The sequence below is a fragment of the Rhodanobacter umsongensis genome (genome assembly GCF_042654965.1).
Lineage (GTDB): Bacteria > Pseudomonadota > Gammaproteobacteria > Xanthomonadales > Rhodanobacteraceae > Rhodanobacter > Rhodanobacter umsongensis.
On record NZ_JBHSMK010000004.1, the window covers coordinates 75,590 to 100,760 of the forward strand.

26 protein-coding genes and 1 pseudogene are annotated in these 25,171 nt (G+C 66.2%); 11 read left to right on the forward strand and 16 right to left on the reverse strand.

The annotated features are described in order from the left end of the window. The first annotated feature begins 9 nt into the window (after positions 1-9). On the forward strand, positions 10-3,627 hold the full coding sequence (locus ACFPME_RS07715; protein WP_377303830.1) for an ABC transporter permease/M1 family aminopeptidase: 3,618 nt from the start codon (positions 10-12) through the stop codon (positions 3,625-3,627). A 384-nt stretch (positions 3,628-4,011) separates the two neighbouring features. Here the strand turns inward: ACFPME_RS07715 and ACFPME_RS07720 are convergent, their stop codons facing one another. The 11 genes and pseudogenes from ACFPME_RS07720 to ACFPME_RS07770 all read right to left on the reverse strand — a co-directional run bounded on the left by ACFPME_RS07720 (position 4,012) and on the right by ACFPME_RS07770 (position 10,498). Beyond that, positions 4,012-4,317, reverse strand: a complete 306-nt coding sequence (locus ACFPME_RS07720) for a DUF2845 domain-containing protein (RefSeq protein ID WP_377303832.1) — start codon at positions 4,315-4,317, stop codon at positions 4,012-4,014. Positions 4,318-4,374: 57 nt separating this feature from the next. Continuing rightward, positions 4,375-4,659, reverse strand: a complete 285-nt coding sequence (locus tag ACFPME_RS07725) for a DUF2845 domain-containing protein (protein ID WP_377303834.1) — start codon at positions 4,657-4,659, stop codon at positions 4,375-4,377. A gap of 20 nt (positions 4,660-4,679) precedes the next feature. Further along, positions 4,680-5,258, reverse strand: a complete 579-nt coding sequence (locus tag ACFPME_RS07730) for a DUF924 family protein (protein WP_377303836.1) — start codon at positions 5,256-5,258, stop codon at positions 4,680-4,682. 3 nt (positions 5,259-5,261) lie between these two features. Next, positions 5,262-5,699 carry a DUF2383 domain-containing protein gene (locus ACFPME_RS07735; protein WP_377303838.1) on the reverse strand — a complete coding sequence of 146 codons (438 nt, stop codon included), beginning with the start codon at positions 5,697-5,699 and terminating at the stop codon, positions 5,262-5,264. Between the two features lie 135 nt (positions 5,700-5,834). Beyond that, the gene (locus ACFPME_RS07740; RefSeq protein ID WP_377303840.1) at positions 5,835-6,587 is read right to left on the reverse strand and encodes a DUF2884 family protein; all 753 of its coding nucleotides are present in this window, start codon (positions 6,585-6,587) and stop codon (positions 5,835-5,837) included. A 149-nt stretch (positions 6,588-6,736) separates the two neighbouring features. Beyond that, positions 6,737-7,204 carry a hypothetical protein gene (locus tag ACFPME_RS07745; RefSeq protein ID WP_377303842.1) on the reverse strand — a complete coding sequence of 156 codons (468 nt, stop codon included), beginning with the start codon at positions 7,202-7,204 and terminating at the stop codon, positions 6,737-6,739. Beyond that, positions 7,204-7,734, reverse strand: coding sequence for a peroxiredoxin (locus ACFPME_RS07750; RefSeq protein ID WP_377303844.1), 531 nt, complete (start codon positions 7,732-7,734; stop codon positions 7,204-7,206). Before ACFPME_RS07750 ends, ACFPME_RS07745 begins: the two co-directional genes overlap by 1 nt. A 172-nt stretch (positions 7,735-7,906) precedes the next feature. After that, complete coding sequence (locus ACFPME_RS07755; protein WP_377303846.1) at positions 7,907-8,977, reverse strand: LysR family transcriptional regulator; 1,071 nt, start codon at positions 8,975-8,977, stop codon at positions 7,907-7,909. 416 nt (positions 8,978-9,393) lie between these two features. Further along, positions 9,394-10,020: pseudogene (locus ACFPME_RS07760) on the reverse strand (alpha/beta fold hydrolase); the annotation flags it as partial. Continuing rightward, a complete protein-coding gene (locus ACFPME_RS07765) occupies positions 9,942-10,142 on the reverse strand; it encodes a hypothetical protein (protein ID WP_377304405.1) in 201 nt (66 codons plus the stop codon). The gene ACFPME_RS07765 and the pseudogene ACFPME_RS07760, both read right to left, overlap by 79 nt. A gap of 44 nt (positions 10,143-10,186) precedes the next feature. Next, positions 10,187-10,498 (reverse strand): DUF2384 domain-containing protein, encoded by a 312-nt coding sequence (locus ACFPME_RS07770; RefSeq protein WP_377303848.1) that lies wholly within the window; start codon positions 10,496-10,498, stop codon positions 10,187-10,189. Positions 10,499-10,931: 433 nt separating this feature from the next. Between ACFPME_RS07770 and ACFPME_RS07775 the strand changes: the two genes are divergently transcribed. Both ACFPME_RS07775 and ACFPME_RS07780 read left to right on the forward strand, forming a co-directional pair. Beyond that, positions 10,932-11,054: a hypothetical protein gene (locus ACFPME_RS07775; protein ID WP_377303850.1), complete on the forward strand. Its 123-nt coding sequence runs from the start codon at positions 10,932-10,934 to the stop codon at positions 11,052-11,054. 88 nt (positions 11,055-11,142) lie between these two features. Continuing rightward, entirely contained in the window at positions 11,143-11,907 is a 765-nt protein-coding gene (locus tag ACFPME_RS07780) for an SDR family oxidoreductase (protein WP_377303852.1), read from the forward strand. A gap of 158 nt (positions 11,908-12,065) precedes the next feature. Here the strand turns inward: ACFPME_RS07780 and ACFPME_RS07785 are convergent, their stop codons facing one another. Continuing rightward, a complete protein-coding gene (locus tag ACFPME_RS07785) occupies positions 12,066-12,524 on the reverse strand; it encodes a hypothetical protein (protein WP_377303854.1) in 459 nt (152 codons plus the stop codon). Positions 12,525-12,762: 238 nt separating this feature from the next. Between ACFPME_RS07785 and ACFPME_RS07790 the strand changes: the two genes are divergently transcribed. Next, complete coding sequence (locus ACFPME_RS07790; RefSeq protein WP_377303856.1) at positions 12,763-13,179, forward strand: universal stress protein; 417 nt, start codon at positions 12,763-12,765, stop codon at positions 13,177-13,179. Between the two features lie 142 nt (positions 13,180-13,321). Continuing rightward, positions 13,322-14,143, forward strand: coding sequence for a ferritin-like domain-containing protein (locus ACFPME_RS07795; protein ID WP_377303858.1), 822 nt, complete (start codon positions 13,322-13,324; stop codon positions 14,141-14,143). Between the two features lie 33 nt (positions 14,144-14,176). Here ACFPME_RS07795 and ACFPME_RS07800 read toward each other — a convergent pair whose 3' ends face one another. The 3 genes from ACFPME_RS07800 to ACFPME_RS07810 all read right to left on the reverse strand — a co-directional run bounded on the left by ACFPME_RS07800 (position 14,177) and on the right by ACFPME_RS07810 (position 16,375). Next, complete coding sequence (locus tag ACFPME_RS07800; protein WP_377303860.1) at positions 14,177-14,635, reverse strand: DUF6491 family protein; 459 nt, start codon at positions 14,633-14,635, stop codon at positions 14,177-14,179. A gap of 61 nt (positions 14,636-14,696) precedes the next feature. After that, the gene (locus tag ACFPME_RS07805) at positions 14,697-15,434 is read right to left on the reverse strand and encodes a hypothetical protein (protein WP_377304385.1); all 738 of its coding nucleotides are present in this window, start codon (positions 15,432-15,434) and stop codon (positions 14,697-14,699) included. A gap of 74 nt (positions 15,435-15,508) precedes the next feature. Beyond that, positions 15,509-16,375: a LytTR family DNA-binding domain-containing protein gene (locus tag ACFPME_RS07810; protein ID WP_377303862.1), complete on the reverse strand. Its 867-nt coding sequence runs from the start codon at positions 16,373-16,375 to the stop codon at positions 15,509-15,511. A gap of 179 nt (positions 16,376-16,554) precedes the next feature. Between ACFPME_RS07810 and ACFPME_RS07815 the strand changes: the two genes are divergently transcribed. The 6 genes from ACFPME_RS07815 (at position 16,555) to ACFPME_RS07840 (ending at position 22,110) form a co-directional block, all read left to right on the forward strand. Next, the gene (locus ACFPME_RS07815) at positions 16,555-18,384 is read left to right on the forward strand and encodes an FAD-binding oxidoreductase (protein ID WP_377303864.1); all 1,830 of its coding nucleotides are present in this window, start codon (positions 16,555-16,557) and stop codon (positions 18,382-18,384) included. A 72-nt stretch (positions 18,385-18,456) separates the two neighbouring features. Further along, positions 18,457-19,710 carry an MFS transporter gene (locus ACFPME_RS07820; RefSeq protein WP_377303866.1) on the forward strand — a complete coding sequence of 418 codons (1,254 nt, stop codon included), beginning with the start codon at positions 18,457-18,459 and terminating at the stop codon, positions 19,708-19,710. A gap of 48 nt (positions 19,711-19,758) precedes the next feature. After that, positions 19,759-20,676 (forward strand): arginine deiminase-related protein, encoded by a 918-nt coding sequence (locus ACFPME_RS07825; RefSeq protein ID WP_377303868.1) that lies wholly within the window; start codon positions 19,759-19,761, stop codon positions 20,674-20,676. A 70-nt stretch (positions 20,677-20,746) separates the two neighbouring features. Beyond that, positions 20,747-21,415, forward strand: a complete 669-nt coding sequence (locus tag ACFPME_RS07830; protein WP_377303870.1) for a glutathione S-transferase family protein — start codon at positions 20,747-20,749, stop codon at positions 21,413-21,415. 86 nt (positions 21,416-21,501) lie between these two features. Beyond that, on the forward strand, positions 21,502-21,831 hold the full coding sequence (locus ACFPME_RS07835) for a hypothetical protein (RefSeq protein WP_377303872.1): 330 nt from the start codon (positions 21,502-21,504) through the stop codon (positions 21,829-21,831). Between the two features lie 117 nt (positions 21,832-21,948). Beyond that, the gene (locus tag ACFPME_RS07840; RefSeq protein WP_377303874.1) at positions 21,949-22,110 is read left to right on the forward strand and encodes a transposase domain-containing protein; all 162 of its coding nucleotides are present in this window, start codon (positions 21,949-21,951) and stop codon (positions 22,108-22,110) included. Between the two features lie 140 nt (positions 22,111-22,250). Here ACFPME_RS07840 and aceE read toward each other — a convergent pair whose 3' ends face one another. Further along, positions 22,251-24,983 carry a pyruvate dehydrogenase (acetyl-transferring), homodimeric type gene (gene aceE / locus ACFPME_RS07845; RefSeq protein ID WP_377303876.1) on the reverse strand — a complete coding sequence of 911 codons (2,733 nt, stop codon included), beginning with the start codon at positions 24,981-24,983 and terminating at the stop codon, positions 22,251-22,253. Positions 24,984-25,171 lie beyond the last annotated feature (188 nt).

The window sequence follows — 25,171 nt, forward strand, 5'->3', positions numbered from 1 at the left end:
GGACTGCCGATGTTTTCCGCGCCCACGTTCTTCGAGATCTGTCGCTTCGAACTGCGCCAGCAGCTGAGGGCTCCGCTGTTCTGGATCGTCGCCGCGGTGTTCGGCGCGATCGCGTTCGCGCTGGCCAGCACCGACGCGGTGATCGTCGGCGGCGCCAGCGGCAATGTGCTGCGCAACGCGCCGCTGGTGATCGTGCGGCTGCTCAGCGTGCTCACCGTGCTCAGCATCTTTCTGGTAACGGTATTCGTCGCCGGTGCGGCGCTGCGCGATTTCGACCAGCGCACGTCGGAGTTGCTGTTCAGCACACCGATGAGCCGTGGCGCCTACCTCGGCGGCCGCTTCGTCGCCGGCTACCTGACGGCGCTGGCGATCATGCTGATCTGCGCGCTGGGCGTGGCAGTCGGCGGCATGATGCCGTGGATCGATGCTGCGCGGCTGGGGCCGGCCAGCTGGCATGGCTACGCGTGGGCGTTCGGCGTGATGGTGGGCCCGGACATGCTGTTCATGGCCGCACTGTTGTTCCTGATCGCGTCCACCACGCGATCGCTGCTGGCTACCTACATCGGCCTGATCGTCTACGTCGTGTTGAACTTCGTCGTTGGACTGCTGACCCGGGACGTCAACAATCACTTCCTCGCCGCCATGCTCGACCCGTTCGGTGGCCGCACCGTGGCACTGGCCACGCGCTACTGGTCGGCCGATCAATCCAATCACGAACTGCCTGCACTGTCCGGCGTGCTGTTGTTCAATCGGCTGCTGTGGAGCAGCGTCAGCGTGGTCATGCTGGGAGCCGCCGTGGCGTTGTTCCGGCCGAATCGCGAAGGCCTGCGGCTGCCTCGGCGCAAACAGCGGGCGGAGCCGCCGATACTGCGGCCGCCGGCCAGCGCGGCTGCGCTGACCCTGCCCAAGGTGCGGCTGGCCAGCAGCCTGCGTGCCCACCTGCTGCAGCTGCGCGCGCAACTCGCCTTCGACACGCTCGGCGTGCTGCGCGGCGTGCCGTTCCTGATCATGCTGGCGCTGGGCCTGCTGAATCTGTTTTTCACGCTGGCGCTGTCCAGCCAGATCTACGGCACCGCCACCTGGCCGGTGACGCATCAGGTACTGGAAGGCGTGAGTGGCAGTTTCCAGTGGCTGCTGTACATCATCATCACGTTCTACGCCGGCGAGCTGGTATGGCGCGAACGCAGTCTTGGCGCCGCCGAAGTCACCGATGCGTTTCCGGTACCGGACTGGGTGCCGCTGACCGCCAAGCTGGGCGCGCTGCTGGCGGTGATCGCCACGTTCCTGCTGATTGGCGCGGTCGTGGGCATCGGCTGGCAGTTGGGCCGCGGCTACACCCATCTGGAGCCTGGCCTGTACCTGGCGACGCTGGCGCTGGATGCGGTCCCGTTCGTGCTGCTTGCCGTGCTGGCGCTGTTCCTGCAGGTGCTGTCGAACAACAAGTTCCTCGGCTATCTGCTGACCATCGTGTGGCTGGTGCTGGGCACGATCGGTTTCGGCCTGCTGCACTGGGAACAGTACCTGTACAACTACGGCAATGCGCCGGACGTGCCGTACTCGGACATGAACGGCTTCGGCCATTTCCTGCAAGGCGCACTGTGGTTCGACTTCTACTGGGCCAGCTGCGCCGTGGTGCTGCTGGTGCTGGCCGCATTGTTCTGGGTGCGCGGGACCGACCAGGCCTGGAACGACCGGCTGCGCGAAGCGCGCGCACGCCTGCGCACCCCGGCGAAGATCGCGCTGGCGTCGGGCCTGCTGGCGTTCATTGGCAGCGGCATCTGGATCTACTACAACACCAACGTGCTCAACCGCTACCAGAGCAGCGCCACGCAGACGAAACAGCGTGCCGACTACGAGAAGAAGTACGCAAAGTACAAGGATCTGCCGCAGCCGCGCATCACCACCGTGCGAGCGGACGTCGACATCCACCCGTACCGGCGCAGGCTGGATATCCGTGGCCACTACACGCTGGTCAACAAGCACGACACGCCGGTCAGCGAGCTGCATGTGAACTTCACCGACGGCTTCACGCTGAAGTCGCTGGTGTTCGCACCGCACGACACGGTCAGCGCGGACCCGGATCTCGGCTACACCATCTACCGGCTGAAGACGCCGCTGGCACCGGGCGCGTCGATGGATTTCGCGTTCACGCTGGAATACGCCCCGAAGGGCTTCACCAACAGTCCGGATGGCAGTTTCCTTGCCTACAACGGCACGTTCTTCAACAACACCGTGATGCCCCGGTTCGGCTACCAGGCGCAGCAGCAGATCACCGACCGCAACGACCGCCGCAAGTACGGCCTCGGCGCCGAAACACCGCGGATGCCCCGGCTCGGCGACGAGAGCGCACGCGCGAACACCTATATCAGCAACGATGCCGCCTGGATCAGTTTCGACACCGTCGTCTCCACCGCCGCCGACCAGATCGCGGTGGCTCCGGGGTATCTGCAGAAGGAATGGACGGCCAACGGCAGGCATTATTTCCACTACACGATGAGCCAGGGCGGGATCGATCAGCCGATGTTGCCGTTCTTCTCGTACCTGTCGGCGCGCTACGCCGTAAAGCACGCGCCGTGGAAAGGCGTGGACATCGCGGTGTACTACAACCCGGCGCACGCGTGGAACGTGGACCGGATGATCCAGGGCGCGAAGGATGCGCTGGACTATTACGACGCCAACTACACGCCGTACCAGTTCCATCAGCTGCGCATCCTGGAGTTCCCGAACTACACGAGCATCGCGCAGTCGTTCGCCAACACCATCCCGTTCTCCGAATCGATCGGCTTCATCGCCGACTTGCGTGACCGGACCAAGATCGACTACCCCTACTACGTCACCGCCCACGAGGTCGCGCACCAGTGGTGGGCGCACCGGGTGATCGGCGCCAACATGCAGGGCTCGACCATGCTCAGCGAATCGCTGTCGCAGTACTCCGCGCTGATGGTGATGAAGCAGAAGTATGGTGCGACCCAGATGCAGAAGTTCCTGAAGTACGAACTGGACGGCTATCTGGCGGGCCGCGCGACCGAGAGGCTGGCCGAGGAGCCGCTGGCGAAAGTGGAGAACCAGCAGTACATCCATTACAAGAAGGGCTCGCTGGTGTTCTATGCGCTGCAGGATTACATCGGCGAGAGCCGCTTGAACGCGATGCTGAGACAGTTCCTCATCGACAAGGGCTTCCAGCAGCCGCCCTACACCACGTCACGGGAGTTCATGGATGCGCTGGCGAAGGCCGTCGATCCGAAGTGGCAGCCGCTGCTGAACGACCTGTTCTGGAAGATCACCCTGTTCGACAACCGCATCACCGAGGCGGTCGCGAAGAAATTGCCGAACGGCAAGTACGAAGTGACCATGAAGCTGCATGCCGGCAAGGTCTACGTCGACGGCACCGGCAGAGAGACCGCGGCAAAGCCGGACGTGCCCATCGAGATCGGCGTGTTCGCCGCCTCACCCGGTGCCGGCAAGGACGGCAAGCCGCTGCATCTGGAGAAGCGCCTGCTGCCGGATGGCGACAGCACGATCACCGTCACCGTGGACAGCCTGCCTGCGCTGGCCGGCATCGATCCGTACAACGTGCTGATCGACAAGGTCTCCAGCGACAACCGACGCGCGGTGACCGTGCAGTAGGCGCGGCCGGCACGGGCAACTCAGCGTCCGTCACCTTGTTCCGGACCGGCCCGCCCCGCCATCGAGATCGTTGTTTCAACGCGGCCAGCCGTGGACATGGCGCTTCGGGGCGTTCGCCGAGCCGGTCGGGCCCGCGCGCCGACTGTGGTGAAACCGCACTAGTCGTTGTCGAAGCGCAGGCCCTGTGCCTGCGCAGCGACGGCCATGCCGACAGCCAGCATGCGCAGCGAGGTTGTTCCGCGCATGCTCGCAGCTCCCCGACGATGGCTGCACCCGATGGCCGGCCCACGCTGTCACCATGCGCCCCGCGATCGCCGCGGCGTGGCCAGCCTCATGCCCTGTCATCGGTCACCGGCAGGGGCGGCCGGTGCGCAAAGCCGCCTGTCAGAGTCGATGATCCTCGATGTCGGCGACGCGGCCATCGACCAGGGTGACCACGGTGACGTGATCGCCGCGCCGGTAGCGCCATTGCTCGCCGGCCCTGTCGTTGCCCGCGATGCGCACGCCCCCGCGACGGCTGGCGTGGCGCGCGGCGCGCTTGTGCGATTTCGACGATGGCTTGCCCAGCAAGTCGGTGACCCGCTCCGCGCTGTCGCCCGCGGTGAGCACCTGGTTGCCCACGCGCAGGGTGCTGCTGGCTTGCGCGGCGGCGCTGAGTGCGAACAGGATGACGATGAGACGAACACGCATGGCCTGACTCCTTGTCTGATGAAACCGGAAGACCTTTTCCGCTGCGCCGGTGCCGACTCAGCCGTGATGTTCCTCGACGTGATCCTCGATCGCCGCGACCTTGCCGCCGATGATCGTCACGACCACGACGCGACCCCCGGCGCGGCTGTACTGCCAGCGCTCGCCCAGGTACGCGCCAAACTTGTTCTGCACCGGTTCCTTGAAGGCTGGCGTGCCGAGCAGATCGATCACGTGCACCGCGGTATCGCCCACCGACAACACCTGCTGGCCGACACGCAGGGTGTCACCGGCGAAAACATTCAGGCTGATGAGCAGCAATGCCACAAAGAGCAGATGGCGCATGTCGTCCTCCCTGGGTGATCTCAGAAACCGGCGCCCGGCTGGGCCAGATAGATCACTTCCTGCGGCGTACTTGCTCGATCCAGCGCGCCATTGCGATGGGGGAAGCGGCCGAAGCGCGCGATGACGTCGCGATGGCGTCGAGCATAGTCCAGAAATTCCTCGAACCGCGGACGCTCTGCCGGCGACACCTCGGTGCATAGCGCCTCGAACAGGGCCACGGAGCGCTGCTGCAGCGCGCTGTCTTCGGCGTGTTCCAGCGGTAGATAGGCAAACACCCGCTGCAGCGGCGGCAATCGCCGGTCGTCAGCGCGGTCGATGCCTGACAACGCGACGCGCTGCGCCTTGACGTCCTGCATCCATGCCCGCGCATCGCCCCGATGGAGATTGCGGGGAAGCTGGTCCAGTGCGATCAGCAAGGCCAGCCAGCCGGGCGGGGTGTCCGCCCAGCCGGCCAGCTCGCCGTTCGCGGCGGCTTGGGCGATGTCGCCAAAGCGTTCGCGCAATTGCGCGTCGAAGGCGGCGTCGCTGGCAAACCAGCAGGCGGCATGCGGCGGCGCAAACCAGAAATCCAGGAGGGCCTGAGCAGCGTCCGTCGCCATGGCTCAGTGCGCGGTGCCGGTCAGGCTGTGCATGTCCAGGTGAATCCCGCGCAGGCGCGGCAACTGTCGTTGCAGGGTTTGCGCCGAGCCAGGCGGCTCGACCTCGATGGCCTGCTCGAAGGCCCGCAGCAAGGCGCTCTCGTGATGCGCCAGCGCGCGGATCCAGACCCGATCGCGGTGCGTGTCCGCGTGCGCCAGCCAACTGGCCAGATGCCGGCTAGCGGTGCCGCGCCAGCTGCCATGGCAGCTCGGCGTGCCGCCACCGGCGCGCCCCTGCGCCTGCAGGTCGGCGATCAGCAGATCCAGCGCCTGCACGTTTTCGTTCAACACTACGCGCACGCCCGGCTCGCACGCCGCGGCGGCATGCCGATAGAGCCGACGCAGGTCGATGCTGCGCCGGATCAATGCATTGCACGTGGAAGATGAAACGTGCCGCGGCATGGGCCGCCTCCTGCCAAATCGATAATGGAACCGGCGCCATCCTCGCCCCCGTCTACTTAGCGGCACCTAAACCGGACCGGCATCGGCGATGCGCGGGTCAGCTGGCAGCAGGGATGGCGGCGCAGCCGAGCCGGTTCACGGGTCCACTTGCAGCAGGTTCAACGGCCGACCATCGCTGCCGCGCACGCCCTGCTGCAGTTCGGCCAGGCGCTGGATCGATGGACACAACGCCTGGATCTGCGGGCGCAATGCCTGCATGCGCTGCTGCAGTCGCGGCTGCAGTGCGGTGGCGAGGTCGGCGGCGCGATCGCGCAGGCCTGCCGCGGCCTGCAGGTCGCCGGACAGCGCCGCATTGATCGCCTGCTGGCCAAGGTCGGCCGCCAGCAACGGCAGCAGGTCGGCGGCAATCTGGTTCATGTATTGATTGGCCTCGTCGCCCTGCCAGTCGTGGGTGCTGCGACTGATGGCGATGCGTCGTTTGAGATCGCCGGCATGCGCAAGCAGCCGGCGCTCGAACTCGGCACGGCTGGCGGCAGCCAAGCCCATGCCGTCGGCCTCGGCGCGCATCGCCTGCACCGCCATGTCCACCCCGTTCTGCGCCACCGCCCGCACGCGCGGCGCCAGCGCGAGCAGGTCGCGTTCGAACAGCGCCAGCCGGTCCTGATCTTCCGTATTGGGATGCGCATCGATGCCATCGGTGCGCAACGAGCCGTGCTGGAGTTCGACGTGGAATGGCGCCGGCGACGCTCGATCGAACAGCACACTGTCGCTTTTCAGCGTGACGTCGTAGCTGCTGCTGGCATGGCAGATCGCCGCCAGATCCTGGGCGTGCACGCCCGGCGCGGCCGACAGGGACAACAGGGCAACAAGCAGGCAGGCGACACGCATCGGATGGATTCCAGGATACAGGGCACCAAGCGATACCCGCTCACCTGCCAACCCCTGCTGAATGCGGACGGCCGATCGCCCCGCAAACGTCCCGCCTGCGCCCCATCCGTACTCGAGGCCGCCGATCGGACGGAGCCGGTGCGGACGACTCAACGCCGCGGCGGGAACTGCGCGCGCACGCCCGGCCGGCCCAACTGCCAGGCCAGCCAGAGCAGCAGCGGTATCGCCAGCGCCTTCAGCGCCAGCGCCACCTGCCAGGTGCGTTGCGCCCGCGCGATCATCCACAGCGCGACTTCACCCAGTTGGGATTCGGTCATCGCATGCTGCCGGGCAACCGCGAAATCGCCCCACTGCTGCAGCATCAGCGCGCCGGTGAGCAGCGCCCACAACGCCAGCACGACAGCCAGCACGCGCATGATAGGTCTCGCCCAGGGCCGGCGCAGGATGCATCCGGCGCACACCGCGATGACCAGCAGGGCAGCCGCCAGGTACGGATATTCGCCGTGCTGCAGGTACTGCACCGAGCCCACCGCAGCGAACAACAGCAGCACCCACAGGCCGATCGCCCATACCGAGAAACGCCGCGCCGCCGCGTCGGCCGGAATCGCCAACGGCATCAGGGCGCCGCCTTCAGCGTGGCCAGATCGGCCATGACCTGAGCGGAGTTCTTTTCCGGATCCACATCCACATAGACCTTGGCGATCCTGCCCCGCGGGTCGATCAGGAAGGTGGTGCGCTTGGCGTAATGCATGCCCATGTGCTCGTTCAGTACGCCATAGCTGGCGGCCACCTTGCGCTCGACGTCGGCCAACAGCGGAAACGGCACGCGATATCTGGCGGCAAACCCGGCATGCGATTTCACATCGTCGAGACTGATTCCGACCACCTTGGCGCCGGCCTTGCGCAGCTTGGCGATGTCGTCGCGAAAGGTGCACACCTCGGTGGTGCAGCCGGGAGTGAAATCCTTCGGATAGAAGTACACCACCAGCCAGTGGCCGTGGAAATCGGCCAATGTGCGCCAATGGGCGTTCTGGTCCTGCAGACGGAATGCCGGGGCGGCTTCGCCCACCTGGGGACTGCCGGCAAACGCGGGGGCAACCAGCGCGCACAGCAGGATCGATGCAAGCAACCAGGACAGACGACGCATGGCGGAATCTCCAACCGGGAAATGGGCGTGTTGCAGCATCGCAGTTTACGCCCGCGCGCGCCGCGTGTTGTTCACGGCGTCCCGTGCCCGCACCGTCCGGCACCCCTTGCGTCTGCACCGGCCAGGCCGCTTCCCCGTGGTCGCATTTCCGGCAAGGGACATCGACAGCGGCTCACCGTGTTTGCCGCTGACCACCCATCGGTCCTTCTCCGCCGTTCACAATGCGAAGCCCGGACTTGCTCGTCCGCACGCGAGGTGGCTGATCGGGCGCTGCGTACGACCGATTGTCGGCGGCAGTCAGCATGGTGAGATCTTGCTGATCCCCTTTTCGAATCTGCTCCGTCATGTAGTCGATGAACACCCTGATCCGGGTCGGAAGCTGGTGGCGACTCAGGTAGCAGACGTAGTGCCCGCGATCATCGGGCTGATGATGCCCCAGGCATGAGCTCAATCTGCCTTCACGCAGATGGGCAGCCACCAGGAAGCCGGGCAGTTGTGCAATGCCCTGTCCATCGAGGATCGCCTGCAACACGAGATCCGGATCGTTGAAAGTGCAGGCTGACTCCGGCGTCAGCCGGCAGGCATGCCCGTCCACCTTGAATTCCCATTCCGAAATCCGGCCGGATGCCAGGCGCTGACGGATGCATTGATGCCCGGCAATGTCTTCAACACGGGACGGCAGTCCATGGGCACGCGCGTACTCCGGCGAGGCGCAAACCAGCAGTTGCATCGGGATCACCTGCCTTGCCACCACCTGGCTCTCTTCCATGCGCCCATCGTGGAACGCCACATCGATTCGGTCTGAGGTGAAGTCGACATGGCGCTCGTCCAGAATCAGCTCGATGGCGACGTCCGGATAGCGGGTGCGGAATCCGCCGAGCAGGGGCATCACCACGCGGCGCCCGAATGCGGGTGTGGCAACGATTCGAAGCTGGCCGCGCGGTGGGCCTTCGCGCAAGTCGCGCATGTCCTCCAGCGCCTGCAGGATCCGTTCGACGCCCGGATGGCATTTTTCGTAGAAGCGTTCTCCCTCCCGAGTCAACGAGGTGCTTCTGGTGGTCCGGAGGAAGAGGCGTGTGCCGAGCTGGATCTCCAGCTTGCGCACGTTGCGGCTCACGGCGGATCTTCCGATGCCAAGGCGGTCGCCTGCCTTGGCGAAGCTGCCCTCGGCGGCAACGGCCACGAACGCAACGACACCCGCATAGCTGGTCGAGAAGCTCGATGCCAGCGGATCGGGGCTCATGGGTGATGGGTTGAGACTCCTTGCGGACATGATTGCCTCCAAGGGCCATGACGATCTGCACATCGCCGCTCTCAATGGACGGAGGTGCTCGTCGGTGACCGGCCCTCCACGCTGGGTGGCCGAACCCATCCTATTCACGCGCCCCAGGCCCGGACGGACATAATTCCGCCAATTTGCGCCATCCACCCTCCATGGAAAGCCCTCCGCGCCGTGGCGTAGCGGCTATCGCCGGAAGCCAGCCATGGCCCCGCCCGCGCTCCCACTTCGCCCGGGTGGGCCGCCGGAATCATGTCGGCCGAAGAAGCTCCGGCGACTCGTCGTCGCGGCTGTGGCCACGATGACGAGTCGACACGAACGCAGGCGCGATGGCTGCCGCGGGCGCGCGGTGCTGACTTCCATCTGCCTGGACGGAGCTCTCAGCTGCGGAAGAACGCCAGCAGATCCCGATTGATGACATCCGCATTGACGGTCTGCATGCCGTGCGGATAGCCCTTGTAGATCTTGAGCGTGGCATGTTTCAGCAACTTGGCCGAAAGCGGCGCCGAATCGGCGATCGGCACGATCTGGTCGTCGTCGCCGTGCATCACCAGCGTCGGCACGTCGATCGCCTTCAGGTCGTCCGTGAAGTCGGTCTCCGAGAATGCCTTGATGCCCTCGTAGTGCGCGTTGGCGCCGCCCATCATGCCCTGGCGCCACCAGTTGTCGGCGACACTCGGCACGATCTTGGCGTCCGGCCGGTTGAAACCGTAGAAAGGGCCGGACGACAGATCACGATAGAACTGGGCGCGGTTGGCGGCCAGCGCGTCGCGCAGACCATCGAACACCTCGATCGCGAGTCCGCCGGGATTGCCCGGCGACTTCACCATCAACGGCGGCACGGCGCTGATCAGCACCAGCCTGGCGACGCGGCCCGCGCCGTGGCGTGCGACATAGCGCGTCGCTTCGCCGCCGCCGGTGGAGTGGCCTACGTGGATGGCGTCGCGCAGGTCCAGGTGCGCCACCAACGCCGCCACATCGGCGGCGTAGTGGTCCATGTCGTGGCCGCGCCGAAGTAGTACCAGAGATTGAAGTTCTTCGGCGCGTAGTATTCGGTCAGGTGCTTCCTGGCCATGCCTTTCAGCCCAGGCGCGCGCTCGTCTATCCAGTTGTAAAGACGTGTGAGCATGGTTGCCTCGAATCACTCCGTGCGGGATGGCTGCGTGGACGTTTTCAGCAGGCCAGCCGGGGGTCGGAAGGACGGCGCGGCACGTCCGCTTCGCCAAATCCCTCCCACAGGTCCCACACCCCGTCTTCATCACCTTCGGCCAGCAGGTCACAAGGGGACTTTCCGCCGCAGGCACGACTGGGGGCGCAAAGCCAGTGAGCGGCACGTCGCTTGTTCCCGGCATCTTCGAGCAGGACCTGGGCGAGCGATGGCCAGTGGCTTTCGACCGCATCGAAGGCAGTCAATGCCAGCGCTTCGCGGCGCGCCGCGATGGTTGCGATTTCCCTGGCGATATTGCCGAACTTGTCTTTTCGCATGACGGGCCACTTGGTGAATGGAGGCGAAGGCGCGGGCCATCGGCGTGTGACGTCCATGGCGCATGCCGTCACGGATGGAGCGCGGGGACGCAATGACCAGTGCTGCGCGACCCAGCGTCACCTGCTGTGCCGCTGGAAAGATCTCCGGCCCACCGATCGGTTCGTTGGCACCACTCCATGATGGCGACCGGCGGACTCCTGGCGCTCCGTGGAACAGGCCTTCCGGCGTTGGAAGCAGCGTAGGTTCCGATGGCTGAGCGCGGTAGATCGGCGCAGGTGCTCACCGTGTTGTCCCGCGCGCACCAATCGGCGATGCCGCGCTGGCGGCCGTCCCACTGCCGTGCGGGCCGATGCAGCACTGCTGCCCTGGCGCTGCGCCTTGCTGGCCTGCCGCCACGCACTTGCCTGCTAGTCCCGGGGCTCGATAGCCGTCATGGAGAACCGGCAGGGAAAGCACGGCGCGCAGCAGCGGAACCCGGCCCTGCCCGCCAGCCGGCTTTGTGCATTCGGCATTGGTGCTTTTGAGGAAGCGCTGTCGTTCCTGCGCCGGATCTAGCCGGCGGCGAAGGCGCCGCCTAGCATCGGTGGCGCGGGCGACGCGGGTGCTTCGACACGCCAGCCGGGTCATGACTCATGAGGTGCACATGAACATCGTCGTCGTGGGCGGAAGAGGCCTGGTAGGACGGAACATCGTCGGGCGGCTGCGTTCGCAGGGCCACCAAGTGTCGGCCGAGTCCCGATCGACCGGCGTCGACCTGGTCACCGGACGAGGGCTGGCCGAAGGTCTGGCCGGCGCAGATGTGGTCATCGATGTCAGCAACTCGCCGACCTTCGACGACATGGCGTCCTTCGAGTTCTTCAAGGCCGCGATCCTGAATCTCCTCCATGCCGAGAAGCATGCTGGAGTGAAGCACCACGTATCGCTATCGGTGGTCGGGACGGGCCGCCTCGAGGCGAGCCCCTACCTCCGCGGAAAGGCGCTGCAGGAACGCCTGATCGAGTCGTCCGGCATCCCTTTCACCATCGTGCACGCGACGCAGTTCTTCGAGTTCCTCGTCGACATCATCACTTACGCCACCAACGGCCAGACCATCTACTTGTCGCCAGCCTACATCGAACCCGTTGCTTCCAAGGATGTTGCCGCGGCCATCGCGCGGGTTGCCGTCGAGCCTCCCCTCAATGGTTCGATCGAGGTCGCCGGCCCGGAGCGGGCGCGGATGTCCGAGCTCATCCAGCGGTTCGTCAAGGATATGGAGGCGCCGTACGACGTGCGCAGCGATGTTGGCGCGCCCTATTTCGGTGCCACGCTCGACGAGTTCGCGCTCCTTCCGCGCGAAGACGCCGAGCGCGGCGAACTGGGCTTTCAGGCCTGGCTCGAACAGTCGGAATATGCGCGCGCGGACTGGTGACTTCCGGTCGCGGCGACGCCGCCATGGATCCGGCTCCTGCCGCTGCCAGCTGTCGTGCTTCAAGCCGGCACCTTCGCGCCGAAAGGCACTTGCCCGCTCAAGGTACACACACACGAAGGGCGCCCTGGGGCGCCCTTCGTCCTGCCATTCGGCGGGTATCAGCGTTTGCTGATGGTGAACTTGCCCACCGACACGCCCAGGTTGAAACCCTGTCCCGTACCGGTGAGTGCCAGCGAGGTGGTGCCCTTGGTCAGCACCTGCGCGGTGGAACTCTTGACCACGCCGGCTTCGGCGCCGGCCTGCACGTAATCGCCGTACACCTCATTGATGCTGTGCACGTTGCTGATCTCGCCCTTGCCGTTGTCGATGTGGTACTTGCCGGCGGTCAGCCCACCACCCACCACCACGATCTTCACGTTCGAACGCTGGCCGTTGTCGCAAGTGATCGTGCCATTCCCTTCGGCATGCTTGTAGATCAGCGACCAACCGGACAGGTTGAAGGTGAGGTCGCATTTCACCGACGCTTCGGCAGCGCGGGCGCTGCTGGTCGGCAACGCGGTGACCGCACCTGCGCAGGCCAGCACCAGGGCAGCCATTCCAAAAGTACGCTTGATCATCCGTCATCTCCTTTGTGTTTGTGCGGATAGGGTGTGGGGATCGTGTGCAGGCAGGCGTGATAATCGCGTGCACGACAAGCGCTGCTGTTCAGGCTCCAGCCCGACGCCTTCGGCACGAGCCGCCGCGCTGCCCGCTGGCGACCGCGCATCGATCGCGGCCATGCCACCGGCTTGTGGCGCGCCGGCCGCAGCGTGCCTAAACTCGAGCCGGCCGATGCCGATCAGCTGAGGGATGGCAATGATCAAATATTCACTGGTGGGATACGACGGTTCCGACGCGTCGCGGCGTGCGTTCCAGTTCGCCATCGACCTGGCGCGCTGCGCCCACGGCCGGGTGCGCGTGGTGTCGGTATTGCAGGTGACCGAAGGTGGCGCCGATGCCTGCGCGCTGATGATGGCTGACTCCGGTACCCGCCGCGTGCAGGAACTGCTGGACGAGCTGCGGGCGCTGGAGCCGGATGCCGCCGATCTGGTCGACGTCGAGCTGATCCATGGCAGTCCGGGCGACGTGCTGCTCAGCCAGATCGAGCAGCACGGCGTCGACCATATCGTGATCGGCCATACCGAACGCGGTGCGCTGGCGCGCTGGCTGCTCGGTTCGGTCTCCGGCAACGTGCTGGCGCGCGCGCATGTGCCGGTGACGGTGGTGCGCTGATCCGCGCTGGCGCCGGCAATGCGGATCAGCAAGTAGGGCGACGTTAATCCAGCAAGGCCCGTCGGCCTTATGCTGCGTCATCTCTTTGTCATGCATGCGATCGGCAAGGGTTCTTCACCATGCCGACGCACAGGAAGCCGGTTTGAATTATTCCCCCAGTCCGCCATGGACCCTGGAAAGCCTGGATCTCGACCGCATCGAGGTCGCCCGCGTGCGCCACGACGAGGACCTGTTTTTTCTGCTTTGCAGCTCGTCCTTCGTCGAGAGCGGCTCGGATCTGTACACGCAGAACCTGATCAACCATTTTGCCGGTGATGAGGATTTGCAGGGCTGGCTGAGCCAGCACTGGGAACACGAGGAGTTGCAGCACGGCCGCGCGCTCGCGGCCTATGTGAGAAGGGTCTGGCCCGAGTTCGACTGGGACAAGGGCTTCCAGGCGTTCTGGCACGAATACGGCGCGGTATGCACCGCCGAGCAGCTGGAACCCTGCCGCGGGCTGGAGCTGGCCGCGCGCTGCGTGGTGGAGACCGGCACCGCCAGCCTGTACCGCGCACTCAACGAGATCACCGACGAACCCGTGCTGAAGCAACTGACCGGCCACATCAAGAGCGACGAGGTGCGCCACTACAAGCACTTCTACCAGCACTACCAGCTGTATCGGGAACGCGAGGGCTTCGGCCGCTACAAGGTGTTCCGCGCGATCCTGCGCCGGGTCAACGAGATCAAGAGCGAAGACAGCGACATCGCGCTGCGCCACGTGTTCAACCAGTGCTACCCGCAGCACCTTGGCAACGAGGCGGAGTTCCGTCGCGTCAGCGATCGCGCGCAAGGCCTGTTGCGCCGGCACATCCCGGCCACGATGACGGTGAAGATGCTGCTCAAGCCCCTGGACCTGCCGCCGCGGTTGCAGAGTGCGCTGGAAAAGCCGCTGGCGCGGATCACCGAGAAGCTGTTCCTGCACTGAGCGCATCCGCGGCTTTGCCGCGGAAGCGTCCGATCATTGCCGCACCGCCGCGGGCTTGTCCTCGCTGCGCGGCGCGCTCTTGATCTGCCGCTGCTGCAGCTGGGTCGCCTTGAGGCTTTTCACGTCGACCGGGCGGATCTGCGAGATCGTGCAGGGAAAGCTGTTGCGACCGGTGAGCACCTTGTCGAACCCGACCATGACCTGGTTGATGTTGGAGGTGAGACCGATCGCGTTGACGAAGGAAATCTCCGGACAACCGCCACCGAGATCCAGCAGCCAGGCTTCGTTGGGCCGGGTATAGATCGCCACCTGGCGATCGCCCACCGGCTCCCAGGAATACAGGCTGAAGAAACGGAAGCTGCGCACCGGCGCACCCACGGCCGCCGCATACGCGGCCTGGCGTTCGCTGCTGCGCTGGGCGTGCGGCGCACTGGCGCAGGCGCCAAGCAGGGCCAGCAGCGCGCAGGTGAGCAGGATACGGATCGTTGCCATGGCTTCAAACTCCGTCGACGGGATGTATCGGAACGGGTGAACCCTCCGGCGGTGCACGCACCTATTTCTTTTTCGGCTTGCCGACGCCGGCCCACCGGGCGGGATCGAAACCGCCGACCTCGTAGACCAGCGTCTGCTTCTTCTGGCCATCGACCAGGGTCACGTCCATGGTGATCTTCTTCGCCTTCTGCAGCATCGCCAGGAACGCCTTGTCGTCGCGGATCATCAGCGCCGGCTCGCCGGTGGACGGCGCGAACGCCATGATGCGGACCGACTTGCCGTCGACCGTGCTGGCGATGGCGCAATTGCCGCGGCACACGAAGCCGGGCTTGCGGCCATACAGGAACACGCTCTGGCCCCAGCTGGTATGCCGGCGCAAGACCAGCTGCACCCGGTCGTTGCCGGAGGGCTGGCTGCTCTGGATGGTGGCGGTGGATTGCGTGCCGCCGGCCATCGGCGAGACCTGGTACAGCCACAGGTTGGACAGTCGGTACTTCTCGCTGGCTTCGGTATAGCGCTTCTCGATGTCGGGCAGGGTTTTCTGCACCTCCCTGGCGGCGTCGCTGTCCGGGAACCGCTTGACGATGTCCTTGCCCATCGACACGGCCATCTCGTCGTTGTGGATACGCAACAGCTGTCGATAGGTATCGAGGTTGCGCGCCGCGTCGGCGTTCCGGCTCTGCGCCTGCTGCTGCGCCGCGTCGGGCGCGGGCGCCTGGCCTTGTTGGGAGCAGCCCGCAAGCATCAGGGCACCGCCCAGCAAGGCGCCCGCCAGCGGGCGGAGGAAGGACGGATTCATCATCGACGTTGCACCGCGCAGTGGACAGGCACCTAGCTTGGAACGATCCGCCGCCAGGGCGCAACCGGCTCCGCTCACTCCTGCTGGCCGAAGTGTTCGCGCAGGGCGGCCCGGTAGCGCCGGCTGCAGGGGATCTTCGCGCCGTCGCGCATCTGCAGGCGGGCGTCGCCGGTGTCCAGCGGTTCGATCTCGGCGAGATAGTCGAGGTTGATGAAATGGCTGCGATGCACGCGCACGAAGCGCGCCGGATCCAGCCGCCCATCGATCCCCGCCATGGTGGCGCGCAACGGATAGTCGCGGCCGCGTACATGCAGGTTCACGTAATTGCCGGAGGCCTGCAGCCACTCGATCTCGCTGGCATTGATCAGGAACTCCCGGCCCAGCTTGCGCACCAGGAAGCGTTCGGGCCGCTCCACGGGCTCGACCGGCGGGCCCTCCTCCGGCGCCACCAGCAACCTTGCCTCGCCCTGCCAGCGCATCAGCCACAGCCGCGACAGGCAGGTCAGCGCGATGATGATGAAATAGGTGCGGATGTCCTTGAGGTATTCGTAGCCGAAATTGGGCCACCACGCGCCGAAGCGGTAATGCCAGCCGGCGAGGCCGTAAGCCAGCTTGCGCAGGCCGAGCATGCCGCCGACATGCAGCAGGCTGAACGGCAGGCTGGCCAGCAGGTGCCACGGCAGGCTGCGGCGCCAGGTGTCGAAGCGGAACGGCCAGCGCCGCTCGACCGCCAGCACCGCCGGGATCAGCGCCAGGATCATGATCGAACTGGTCCACTCCCACACCCACGGCTCCCAGGCCGCCGTCCGGGCATGGTCGATCTGCGCGACCAGGCTGTTGAACACGGTATTGAAAATGGTCAGCAAGACCCAGAAGCCGATTTCAGCCGGGTGTCGCCAGCGCTGAAAATCCCGGTACTCAAGATCCGTCGGTTCGGTCATGCCGGCCATTCTACGTGGCGGCCGGAACACCCACACGCTTCGTCCCACGGGGCCACCGCTCGTCCCTGTTCAACCACGAACCATCACTGGCGGATCGACACCCGAGCCCAGCGGGGCATCATGGGGGGACGCCGCGGCCTGTCGTGGTGATGCCTCACGAACCGATCTGGAGCAGCCGGATGAAGAGACGCGAATTATTGAAAGCCATGGCGACCCTGCCGCTGTTGCCGCTGCTGATGCGCAGCAGCGTGGCCACGGCACGGGGCGCCGCCACCGCCATGGCGGCGAAACTCCGTTCGCGGGTACGGCCAGGCGACCCCGGCTGGCCACTGGCGACCCAATGGAAGCAGCTCGAGCGCGACGTCGGCGGCCGCCTGCTGAAGCTCGAACCGCCCTTTGTCCGCTGCACCACATCGCCCACCGGCGGTGATTGCGCAGAGGTACTGAAGCAACTGGACAACCCTTTCGCGCTGGGCGACAACCCCGCACTGACCCAGACCAGCGGCTGGGCTGATGCCTGGACCTCGCAGCCCAGCGCCTACGCGGTCGCGGCGCAGAGCACGGCCGACGTGGTCGCAGCCGTCAACTTCGCCCGCAAACACCACCTGCGGCTGGTGGTGAAGGGGGGCGGCCACAGCTACCAGGGCACCTCGGACGCGCCGGATTCGCTGCTGGTATGGACCCGCCACATGAACCAGGTCAGCCTGCACGACACCTTCGTGCCGCAAGGCTGCGCCGGCCATGTGGCACCGCAGGCGGCGGTGAGCGTGCAGGCGGGCGCCATGTGGATCGACGCCTATGACGCCGTGACCACCCGCGGCGGCCGCTACGTGCAGGGCGGCGGCTGCGCCACGGTGGGCGTGGCCGGGCTGGTGCAGAGCGGCGGCTTCGGCAGTCTCTCGAAGCGCTGGGGCACGGCGGCGTCCAACCTGCTGGAGGCGGAGGTCGTCACCGCCGACGGCCAGGTGCGCATCGCCAATGCCCGCACGAATCCGGAGCTGTTCTGGGGCCTCAAGGGCGGTGGCGGCGGCAGCCTCGGCGTGGTCACGCGGCTGACCCTGCGCACCTTCGAGCTGCCCGAGTTCTTCGGTGGCGCCAACCTCACCATCAAGGCCGACTCGGACGCGGCCTATCGCGCCCTGATCGCCGAGGCGGTGGGCTTCTACCGGCGCGCGCTGTTCAATCCGCACTGGGGCGAGCAGATGAAATTCTACGGTGGCGACACCCTTGAGGTCTCCATGATGTTCCAGGGCCTCACCAAGCAGCAGGCCGAACAGACCTGGGCACCCTTCCTCGACTGGGTGCATGCCCGCAAGGATTGCCGCGTCACCAAACCGTTCCAGGTGCTGGCGGCGCCGGCCCGGCATCTCTGGGACGCCGAATTCCTCCGCAAATACCTGCCGAGCGCCATCGTGTCGGATGACCGGCCGGGCGCGCCCCGCCATCACATCCTCTGGGCTGGCGACCATGACCAGGCCGGCTGGTTCATCCACGGCTACCAGTCGGCCTGGCTGCCGGCTTCGCTGCTGCAACCCGGGCGGCAGGCACAGCTGGTCGAGGCCTTGTTCACCGCCTCGCAGCACTGGGGTTTCGCCCTGCACTTCAACAAGGGGCTGGCCGGCGCACCGGCCGACGCGATCGCCCGCGCCCGCGACACCGCCACCCATCCACAGGTGCTCGACGCGTTCGCTCTGCTGATCTGCGCCAACGGCAGCGCTCCCGCTTACCCCGGCCTGCCGGGCACGAAGCCGGACTTGGCCAAGGCGCGGCGCGAAGCGACAGCCATCGACCACGCGATGGACGCCATCCGCGCCGTGGCGCCCGACGCCGGATCCTACGTCTCGGAAAGCGACTACTTCCTGCGCGACTGGCAGCAGGGATTCTGGGGCAGCAACTATCCGCGCCTCGCCGCGGCGAAGCGCAAGTACGATCCGGATGGCCTGTTCTTCGTGCATCACGGCGTGGGCAGTGAATCGTGGAGCGCGGACGGCTTCACTCGCCTCGCATGAATTGACAAATGGTGCATCGGGTCGGCGCGCCACTTGCCGGCTAGACTGGCGGTTTTCCAGCCGCGCCGACCCATGTCCCCACGCGCCGATTCCCTGCTCCGCCATCCCGCCTTCGTCGCGTTCTGGTTCGCCCGGATCGCGTCGGGTTTCGGTTTCCAGATGTTGTCGGTGGCGGTCGGCTGGCAGATCTACGCGATCACCGGCCGCGCCTTCGACCTCGGCCTGATCGGCCTGGTGCAGTTCGTTCCCTCGGTCCTGCTGGCGCTGCCGGCGGGACACGTGGCGGATCAGTACGAGCGGCGACGCGTGGTGCTGATCGGGCAGATCGTGGAATGGATGGCGATCGTGCTGCTTGCGGCGCTGACCCTTACCCATCGCGTCCACGAGACCGGCATCCTCCTGCTGGTGCTGGTGATCGGCATGGCCAAGGCGTTCGAATCGCCATCGATGCAGTCGCTGCTGCCGGCGCTGGTGCCGCCGGCGCTGCTGCCGCGCGCGGTGGCGGTGAGCGGCTCGGCATTTCAGATGGCAATGATCCTCGGCCCCGCGGTCGGCGGCCTGCTCTACGTGGCCGGCCCCGGCGTGGTGTACCTCGGCGCCGCCGTGCTCTACCTGGTCGCGGCGACGATGATGTTTGCGATGCGCTACGAACAGGCACCGCCGAAGCGCGAGCCGGCCACCCTGAAAACCGTATTCGCCGGCGTGCATTTCATTCGCGCGCGCAAGGACGTGCTCGGCGTGATCTCGCTGGATCTGTTCGCCGTGCTGCTCGGTGGCGCCACCGCACTGCTGCCGATCTTCGCCAAGGACATCCTGCGCACCGGCCCGTGGGGTCTTGGCCTGTTGCGTGCGGCACCCGCGGTCGGCGCGCTGCTGATGTCGGTGTGGCTGGCACGGCGCGACCTGCAACGCCGGGTCGGCGCGATCATGTTCGGGTCGGTGGCGGCGTTTGGCCTGGCCACGCTGGTGTTTGCGCTGTCGACCACGCTGTGGCTGTCGCTGGTCGCGCTGTTTGCGCTCGGCGCATTCGACATGGTCAGCATGGTGATCCGCGGCGCGCTGGTGCAACTGGATACGCCGGACGACATGCGCGGCCGGGTCAGCGCGGTGAACGCGATCTTCATCAATACCTCCAATCAGCTGGGAGAGTTCGAGTCGGGCATGCTCGCGGCGTGGATCGGCGCGGTGAACGCCACCCTGCTGGGCGGCATCGGCACCTTGCTGGTGGTCGGGCTGTGGCTGGCGATGTTCCCGACCCTGCGCCGGCGCCAGCGGCTGCACGTCGAGACGGCCGCGCCGGACGGGCCGGTTGCGGATATTCTCTAGCATGGCGGTCACGTGCCCATCGGACGACCCGTCCACCGGAGCCGCCGCATGATCACCACCTCGCCGAGCGAGTTCCAGCACGCCTATGCCGCGCTGGCACCCCTGCCGCACGCTGCGGCTACCGCGCGCGCGGCGTACCTGGTCGCGCCGGCCGATTTCAGCCTGGCGGCGGCATCGGCGCGCGACAACCGCTACATGGACATGAACCTCTCGGTCGACCCGCGCCTGGCGCTGGCCCAGCATGCCGCGCTGGCGCAGGCGCTGCGTGCGGATTGCCCGGTGATCACCTTCCCTGGCGATCCCGCCACGCCCGACGCGGTGTTTCCAAACAACGTATTCGCCACCGCACCCGGGCGGCTCATCGTGGGCCGCATGCGCCACGCGATACGTCGGCGCGAGGCCACGCGCGCCGACATCCGCGAGTTCTTCGGCAACGTGCTGGGTTATGACGAGATCGACCTGTCCGGTCGCGACGACTTGGTTGCCGAGCTGACCGGTTCACTGATCATCGACCGCGCCCGCGGGGTCGGCTACTGCGGCCTCAGCGAGCGTTGCGACATGGCCGGCGCACAGGCGATGCACAAGGCCTTCGGCCTGCGCCTGACGTACTGCTTCGAGCTGGCCGAAACCGAATACCACACCAACGTGGTGCTGGCCCTGCTGGCCAGCCGCGCCGTGATCATCGCCGCCGACGGCTTCCGCGACCCCGCCGTGCCGCAGGCGATCGCCAGGGCGTACGGCGACCGCGCAATCTGGCTGAGCCCGGCCCAGAAACAGGCGTTCGCAGGCAATGCGATCACGCTGTCCGGCGATCGCGCCTGGATGAGCGCCCGCGCCGCCGCCTCGCTCACCGCCGGCCAGATCGCGGCCCTGAGCGGTCATGGTTTTGCGATAGGCGCGGTCGATCTCGGTGAAATCGAGAAGGCCGGCGGCAGCCTCCGCTGCTGCGTGGGCGAGATTTACTGAGCTTCCGCCTTTCTGCCGAAGACCACTGGGGCGCTGCCCCGGCGCGGAACACGATTCACCGGAGCACCGCATGATTACCGTCCACCATCTCAACAACTCGCGCTCGCAGCGCATCCTGTGGCTGCTGGAAGAGCTCGACGTGCCGTACCAGGTCAAGCGCTACCAGCGGGACAGCGGAACCCTGCTGGCGCCGGTGGAGTTGCGCGCCGTGCATCCGCTGGGCAAGTCGCCGGTGATCACCGACGGCGGACTCACGCTGGCCGAGTCCGGCGCCATCGTCGAGTACCTGGCCGACCGGTACGGCGCAGGCAGGCTGATCCCCGCGCACGGAACGCCGGAACGACTGCGCTGCAATTACTGGCTGCACTACGCCGAGGGTTCGGCCATGCCGCCGTTGTTGCTGAAGCTGGTGTTCCGCCGGGTGGAAACCGCTCCCATGCCTTTTTTCGTGAAACCGGTAGCAAAGGGGATCGCGCGCAAGGTGCAGCAGACCTTTGTCGACCCGCAACTGCAGCTGCACCTGGCTTACCTGGAAGGCGAGCTGGGCAAGAGCGAATGGTTTGTCGGTGATTCGTTCAGTGCTGCGGACATCCAGTTGAGCTTTCCGCTGGAAGCGTTCGCAGCGCGCGGCGGCCTGGACGCCGGCTTCCCGCGCCTGTCCGCGTTCCTGCAGCGCATTCACGCGCGACCCGCGTACCAGCGCGCGTTGCAGCGAGGCGGCGAGTATCGGCTCGGCTGAACGGATCGCTTATCGCACGGCCATTGTTTACGCGTCACTCACGACCGCGCTGGCAGCCTGTGGTTTCAGACGACAGGAGAGCGACCATGCGTAATCGTGACATCGAGCGCCATATCCGTGATACGGCCGACCGGGCCACCGAGCGGGCGCGCCACTATGCCGATGGCGCCGCCGACAACGCGCAGAATCTGCTTGAGCGTGGCCGCCGCACCATCAGCGAGCGTTTCGGCAAGCGCGGCAGTTACCGCCGGCAGATGTCGCATGCCGCCGAGGATTTTGCCGATGAGGCGAACTACCAGTACCGCCGGCTGCGCCGCCAGGTGAGCCGCAACCCGGCCACCACCGCCGCGATCGTGCTCGGTACCGTGGGCGCATTCCTGCTGCTGCGCCGCGTGTTCCGCAGCGGCGACGATTGATCGTCCGCGTGATACGTGATCCAAAAAACCCGCTGAGAGGCCAATGCCAGTCAGTCGAGTCAATTGACGCAGCGGGAGTGACCCCAGAGGCTCATGGTTTTCCATGAGCCTCTTGCTTTGATCACAGCCCTGCAAACCCACCTTGATGCGGCGGGCGAGCTGTCTCCCGACGCGGCCGGTCGCTTCAGCCAGATCGTCCCTGCCGACTGGATCGAACACGCCTTGCAGGCGACGGGCATGGCATCACTGCGCCGCCATCGTCTGCCGGTTAGCGATTGACCCGGCTGGTGATCGGCGACAGCAACCGTGTCCCCGGGACGCCAAACGACGTTCCCACACATAAGCCCACGAAAAAATGCCAGTCAGCTCAACTGACTGGCATCAACCCGGAGGCGGGCTCTTCTTGGACGACCCAGCCGTTAAACAGTAAGCGGATTCGGCTTGTCCTGATCGAGCTTGTACTCCTTGATCGCGCGGCTGACGTCCTTGGGGTTCATCTTGCCGTCCTTGGCCAAAGCGGCCAGCGCCGCGTGCGCGATCCAGTAGCGATCCACCTCGAAGAACTCGCGCAGGTGCGCGCGCGTGTCCGAACGGCCGTAGCCATCGGTGCCCAGCACGGTGTAACGCATGCCGTCGGGCATGAACGCGCGGATCTGGTCGGCATACTCGCGCACGTAGTCGGTAGCCGCGATCGCCGGACCGGAGCGCCCGGCGAGCAGGCCAGTGACGTAGGGCACGCGCTGCTCCGCTTCCGGATGCAGGCGATTCCAGCGCTCCGCATCGAAGCCCTCACGACGCAGCTCGATGAAGCTGGGGCAGGACCAGATGTCGGACTCGACACCGAAATCGTTCTTCAGGAGGTCGGCGGCGGCGATCACCTCGCGCAGGATCGTGCCCGAGCCGAGCAGTTGCACGCACGGCGCCTTGACCTTGCCTTTGGCCTTGCCCGATTCCCCGTTCCCGTTCCCGTTCCCGATTCCGGAATCCCGCCACAGATACATCCCCTTGACGATGCCTTCCTCGCTGCCCTTGGGCAGGTCGGGGTGGCTGTAGTTCTCGTTCATCACGGTGACGTAGTAGTAGATGTCCTCCTGCTCCTGCATCATCCGGCGCACGCCGTCCTGCAGGATCACCGCCACTTCGTACGAGAAGGTCGGGTCGTACGACTTCACGTTCGGGATCGCGCCGGCCATCAGGTGCGAGTGGCCGTCCTCGTGCTGCAGGCCTTCGCCGTTGAGCGTGGTACGGCCCGAGGTGCCGCCGACCAGGAAGCCGCGCGAGCGCATGTCGCCCGCGGCCCAGCACAGGTCGCCGATGCGCTGGAAGCCGAACATCGAGTAGTAGATGAAGAACGGCAGCATCGCCTGGTTGCTGATCGAGTAGCTGGTCGCCGCCGCCATCCACGACGCCATGCCGCCGGCCTCGCTGATGCCCTGCTGCAGCACCTGGCCCTTCTGGTCCTCGCGGTAGTACAGCAGCTGGTCGGAATCCTGCGGCTTGTACTTCTGGCCGAACGGCGCGTAGATGCCGATCTGGCGGAACATGCCCTCCATGCCGAACGTGCGCGCCTCGTCGGCGACGATCGGCACCACCCGCTCGCCCAGCTGCTTGTCGCGCAGCAGCAGGTTGATGCCGCGCACCAGCGCCATCGTGGTCGAGATCTCGCGCTCGCCGGTGCCCTTGGTGATCTGCTCGAACGCGGCCAGCTCCGGCGCCTTCAGTTTCGCCTCGGCCTTGCGCCGGCGTTGCGGCAGGAAGCCGCCCAGCGCCTTGCGCCGCTCCAGCATGTACTGCACTTCCGGCGAGTCCGCGCCTGGGTGGTAGTACGGCACGTCCTTGAGCTTGTCGTCGGCGATCGGGATCTGGAACCGGTCGCGGAAATGCCGCACCGACTCGTCGTCCAGCTTCTTCTGCTGGTGGGTGGGGTTCTGCGACTCGCCGGCCGCGCCCATGCCGTAGCCCTTGACCGTCTTGGCCAGGATCACCGTGGGCATGCCCTTGGTGGTCGACGCCGCGTGATACGCCGCGTAGACCTTGTGCGGATCGTGGCCGCCACGGTTCAAGCGCCAGATGTCGTCGTCGCTGAGGTTGGCGACCATCTCGCGCGTCTCCGGATACTTGCCGAAGAAGTGCTCGCGCGTGTAGGCGCCGCCGAATGCCTTGCACGCCTGGTACTCGCCGTCGACGGTTTCCATCATCAGCTTGCGCAGCACGCCCTTGCTGTCGCGCGCCAGCAGCGGATCCCAGTAGCTGCCCCAGACCAGCTTGATCGCGTTCCAGCCTGAACCGCGGAAGCTGCCTTCCAGCTCCTGGATGATCTTGCCATTGCCGCGCACCGGCCCGTCCAGGCGTTGCAGGTTGCAGTTGATCACGAAGATCAGGTTGTCCAGGCCCTCGCGACCGGCCAGCGAGATCGCGCCGAGCGACTCCGGCTCGTCGCATTCACCGTCGCCCATGAAGCACCAGATCTTGCGGTCGCTCTTGGGGATCAGCCCGCGATGTTCCAGATACTTGAAGAACTGCGCCTGATAGATCGCCTGGATCGGTCCCAGCCCCATCGACACCGTCGGCACCTGCCAATAGTCCGGCATCAGCCACGGATGCGGATACGACGACAGCGCGCGGCCATGGCCGGCCACTTCCGTGCGGAACAGGTCGAGCTGGTCCTCGGCCAGCCGGCCTTCGAGGAACGAACGCGCGTAGATGCCCGGGCTGGAATGACCCTGATGCAGGATCAGGTCACCCGGGTGATCGGCGCTCGGCGCGCGCCAGAAATGGTTGAAGCCCACGTCGTACAGCGTGGCGCTGGAGGCGAAGCTGGCGATGTGCCCGCCAAGCTCGCCCGGCTTGCGGTTCGCACGCACCACCATCGCCATCGCATTCCAGCGGATCAGCGAACGGATGCGCCATTCCATCGCAGCGTCGCCGGGCATCTTCGCCTCGTTCGCCGGCGCGATGGTGTTGACATACTCGGTGGTCGGATCGAACGGCAAATAGCCGCCGGAACGCCGCGTGCTGTCGACCATGCGCTCCAGCAGGAAATGCGCGCGCTCGGTGCCGTCGTGATGGATCACCGCGTCGAGCGAGTCCATCCACTCCCGGGTTTCGGTGGGGTCGATGTCCTGGTTGAGGATATCGTCGAGCTGATCCATGAAGATTCTCCGCGGCGCCGTTGCAGCGCCAGGCTTGAGGGGGAACTCCGCCGTGGGGATGGCGGCGGAAGCAATGTCCAAGTCTAGCCGCTGGGCCTGAGCGTCGCCAATTCGGGCTCCATGCGGCAGCGCATGGCTTTGGATCCATCAGCACGGGAAAGACCGCTCCACACGGAGCGGCCGATCGC

What these genes read in the sequence shown, in the direction of transcription:
- ACFPME_RS07820 (WP_377303866.1), top strand. Translation starts at nt 18,457, where the DNA reads ATGTCCCCACGCGCCGATTCCCTGCTCCGCCATCCCGCCTTCGTCGCG.
- ACFPME_RS07735 (WP_377303838.1), bottom strand. Translation starts at nt 5,699, where the DNA reads ATGCCGCGGCACGTTTCATCTTCCACGTGCAATGCATTGATCCGGCGC.
- ACFPME_RS07815 (WP_377303864.1), top strand. Translation starts at nt 16,555, where the DNA reads ATGAAGAGACGCGAATTATTGAAAGCCATGGCGACCCTGCCGCTGTTG.
- ACFPME_RS07745 (WP_377303842.1), bottom strand. Translation starts at nt 7,204, where the DNA reads ATGCCGTTGGCGATTCCGGCCGACGCGGCGGCGCGGCGTTTCTCGGTA.
- ACFPME_RS07805 (WP_377304385.1), bottom strand. Translation starts at nt 15,434, where the DNA reads ATGAATCCGTCCTTCCTCCGCCCGCTGGCGGGCGCCTTGCTGGGCGGT.
- ACFPME_RS07720 (WP_377303832.1), bottom strand. Translation starts at nt 4,317, where the DNA reads ATGCGTGTTCGTCTCATCGTCATCCTGTTCGCACTCAGCGCCGCCGCG.
- ACFPME_RS07810 (WP_377303862.1), bottom strand. Translation starts at nt 16,375, where the DNA reads ATGACCGAACCGACGGATCTTGAGTACCGGGATTTTCAGCGCTGGCGA.
- ACFPME_RS07835 (WP_377303872.1), top strand. Translation starts at nt 21,502, where the DNA reads ATGCGTAATCGTGACATCGAGCGCCATATCCGTGATACGGCCGACCGG.
- ACFPME_RS07765 (WP_377304405.1), bottom strand. Translation starts at nt 10,142, where the DNA reads ATGCTCACACGTCTTTACAACTGGATAGACGAGCGCGCGCCTGGGCTG.
- ACFPME_RS07750 (WP_377303844.1), bottom strand. Translation starts at nt 7,734, where the DNA reads ATGCGTCGTCTGTCCTGGTTGCTTGCATCGATCCTGCTGTGCGCGCTG.
- ACFPME_RS07785 (WP_377303854.1), bottom strand. Translation starts at nt 12,524, where the DNA reads ATGATCAAGCGTACTTTTGGAATGGCTGCCCTGGTGCTGGCCTGCGCA.
- ACFPME_RS07790 (WP_377303856.1), top strand. Translation starts at nt 12,763, where the DNA reads ATGATCAAATATTCACTGGTGGGATACGACGGTTCCGACGCGTCGCGG.
- ACFPME_RS07755 (WP_377303846.1), bottom strand. Translation starts at nt 8,977, where the DNA reads ATGAGCCCCGATCCGCTGGCATCGAGCTTCTCGACCAGCTATGCGGGT.
- ACFPME_RS07740 (WP_377303840.1), bottom strand. Translation starts at nt 6,587, where the DNA reads ATGCGTGTCGCCTGCCTGCTTGTTGCCCTGTTGTCCCTGTCGGCCGCG.
- ACFPME_RS07800 (WP_377303860.1), bottom strand. Translation starts at nt 14,635, where the DNA reads ATGGCAACGATCCGTATCCTGCTCACCTGCGCGCTGCTGGCCCTGCTT.
- ACFPME_RS07780 (WP_377303852.1), top strand. Translation starts at nt 11,143, where the DNA reads ATGAACATCGTCGTCGTGGGCGGAAGAGGCCTGGTAGGACGGAACATC.
- ACFPME_RS07830 (WP_377303870.1), top strand. Translation starts at nt 20,747, where the DNA reads ATGATTACCGTCCACCATCTCAACAACTCGCGCTCGCAGCGCATCCTG.
- ACFPME_RS07825 (WP_377303868.1), top strand. Translation starts at nt 19,759, where the DNA reads ATGATCACCACCTCGCCGAGCGAGTTCCAGCACGCCTATGCCGCGCTG.
- ACFPME_RS07730 (WP_377303836.1), bottom strand. Translation starts at nt 5,258, where the DNA reads ATGGCGACGGACGCTGCTCAGGCCCTCCTGGATTTCTGGTTTGCGCCG.
- ACFPME_RS07775 (WP_377303850.1), top strand. Translation starts at nt 10,932, where the DNA reads ATGGAGAACCGGCAGGGAAAGCACGGCGCGCAGCAGCGGAACCCGGCC.
- aceE (WP_377303876.1), bottom strand. Translation starts at nt 24,983, where the DNA reads ATGGATCAGCTCGACGATATCCTCAACCAGGACATCGACCCCACCGAA.
- ACFPME_RS07770 (WP_377303848.1), bottom strand. Translation starts at nt 10,498, where the DNA reads ATGCGAAAAGACAAGTTCGGCAATATCGCCAGGGAAATCGCAACCATC.
- ACFPME_RS07725 (WP_377303834.1), bottom strand. Translation starts at nt 4,659, where the DNA reads ATGCGCCATCTGCTCTTTGTGGCATTGCTGCTCATCAGCCTGAATGTT.
- ACFPME_RS07715 (WP_377303830.1), top strand. Translation starts at nt 10, where the DNA reads ATGTTTTCCGCGCCCACGTTCTTCGAGATCTGTCGCTTCGAACTGCGC.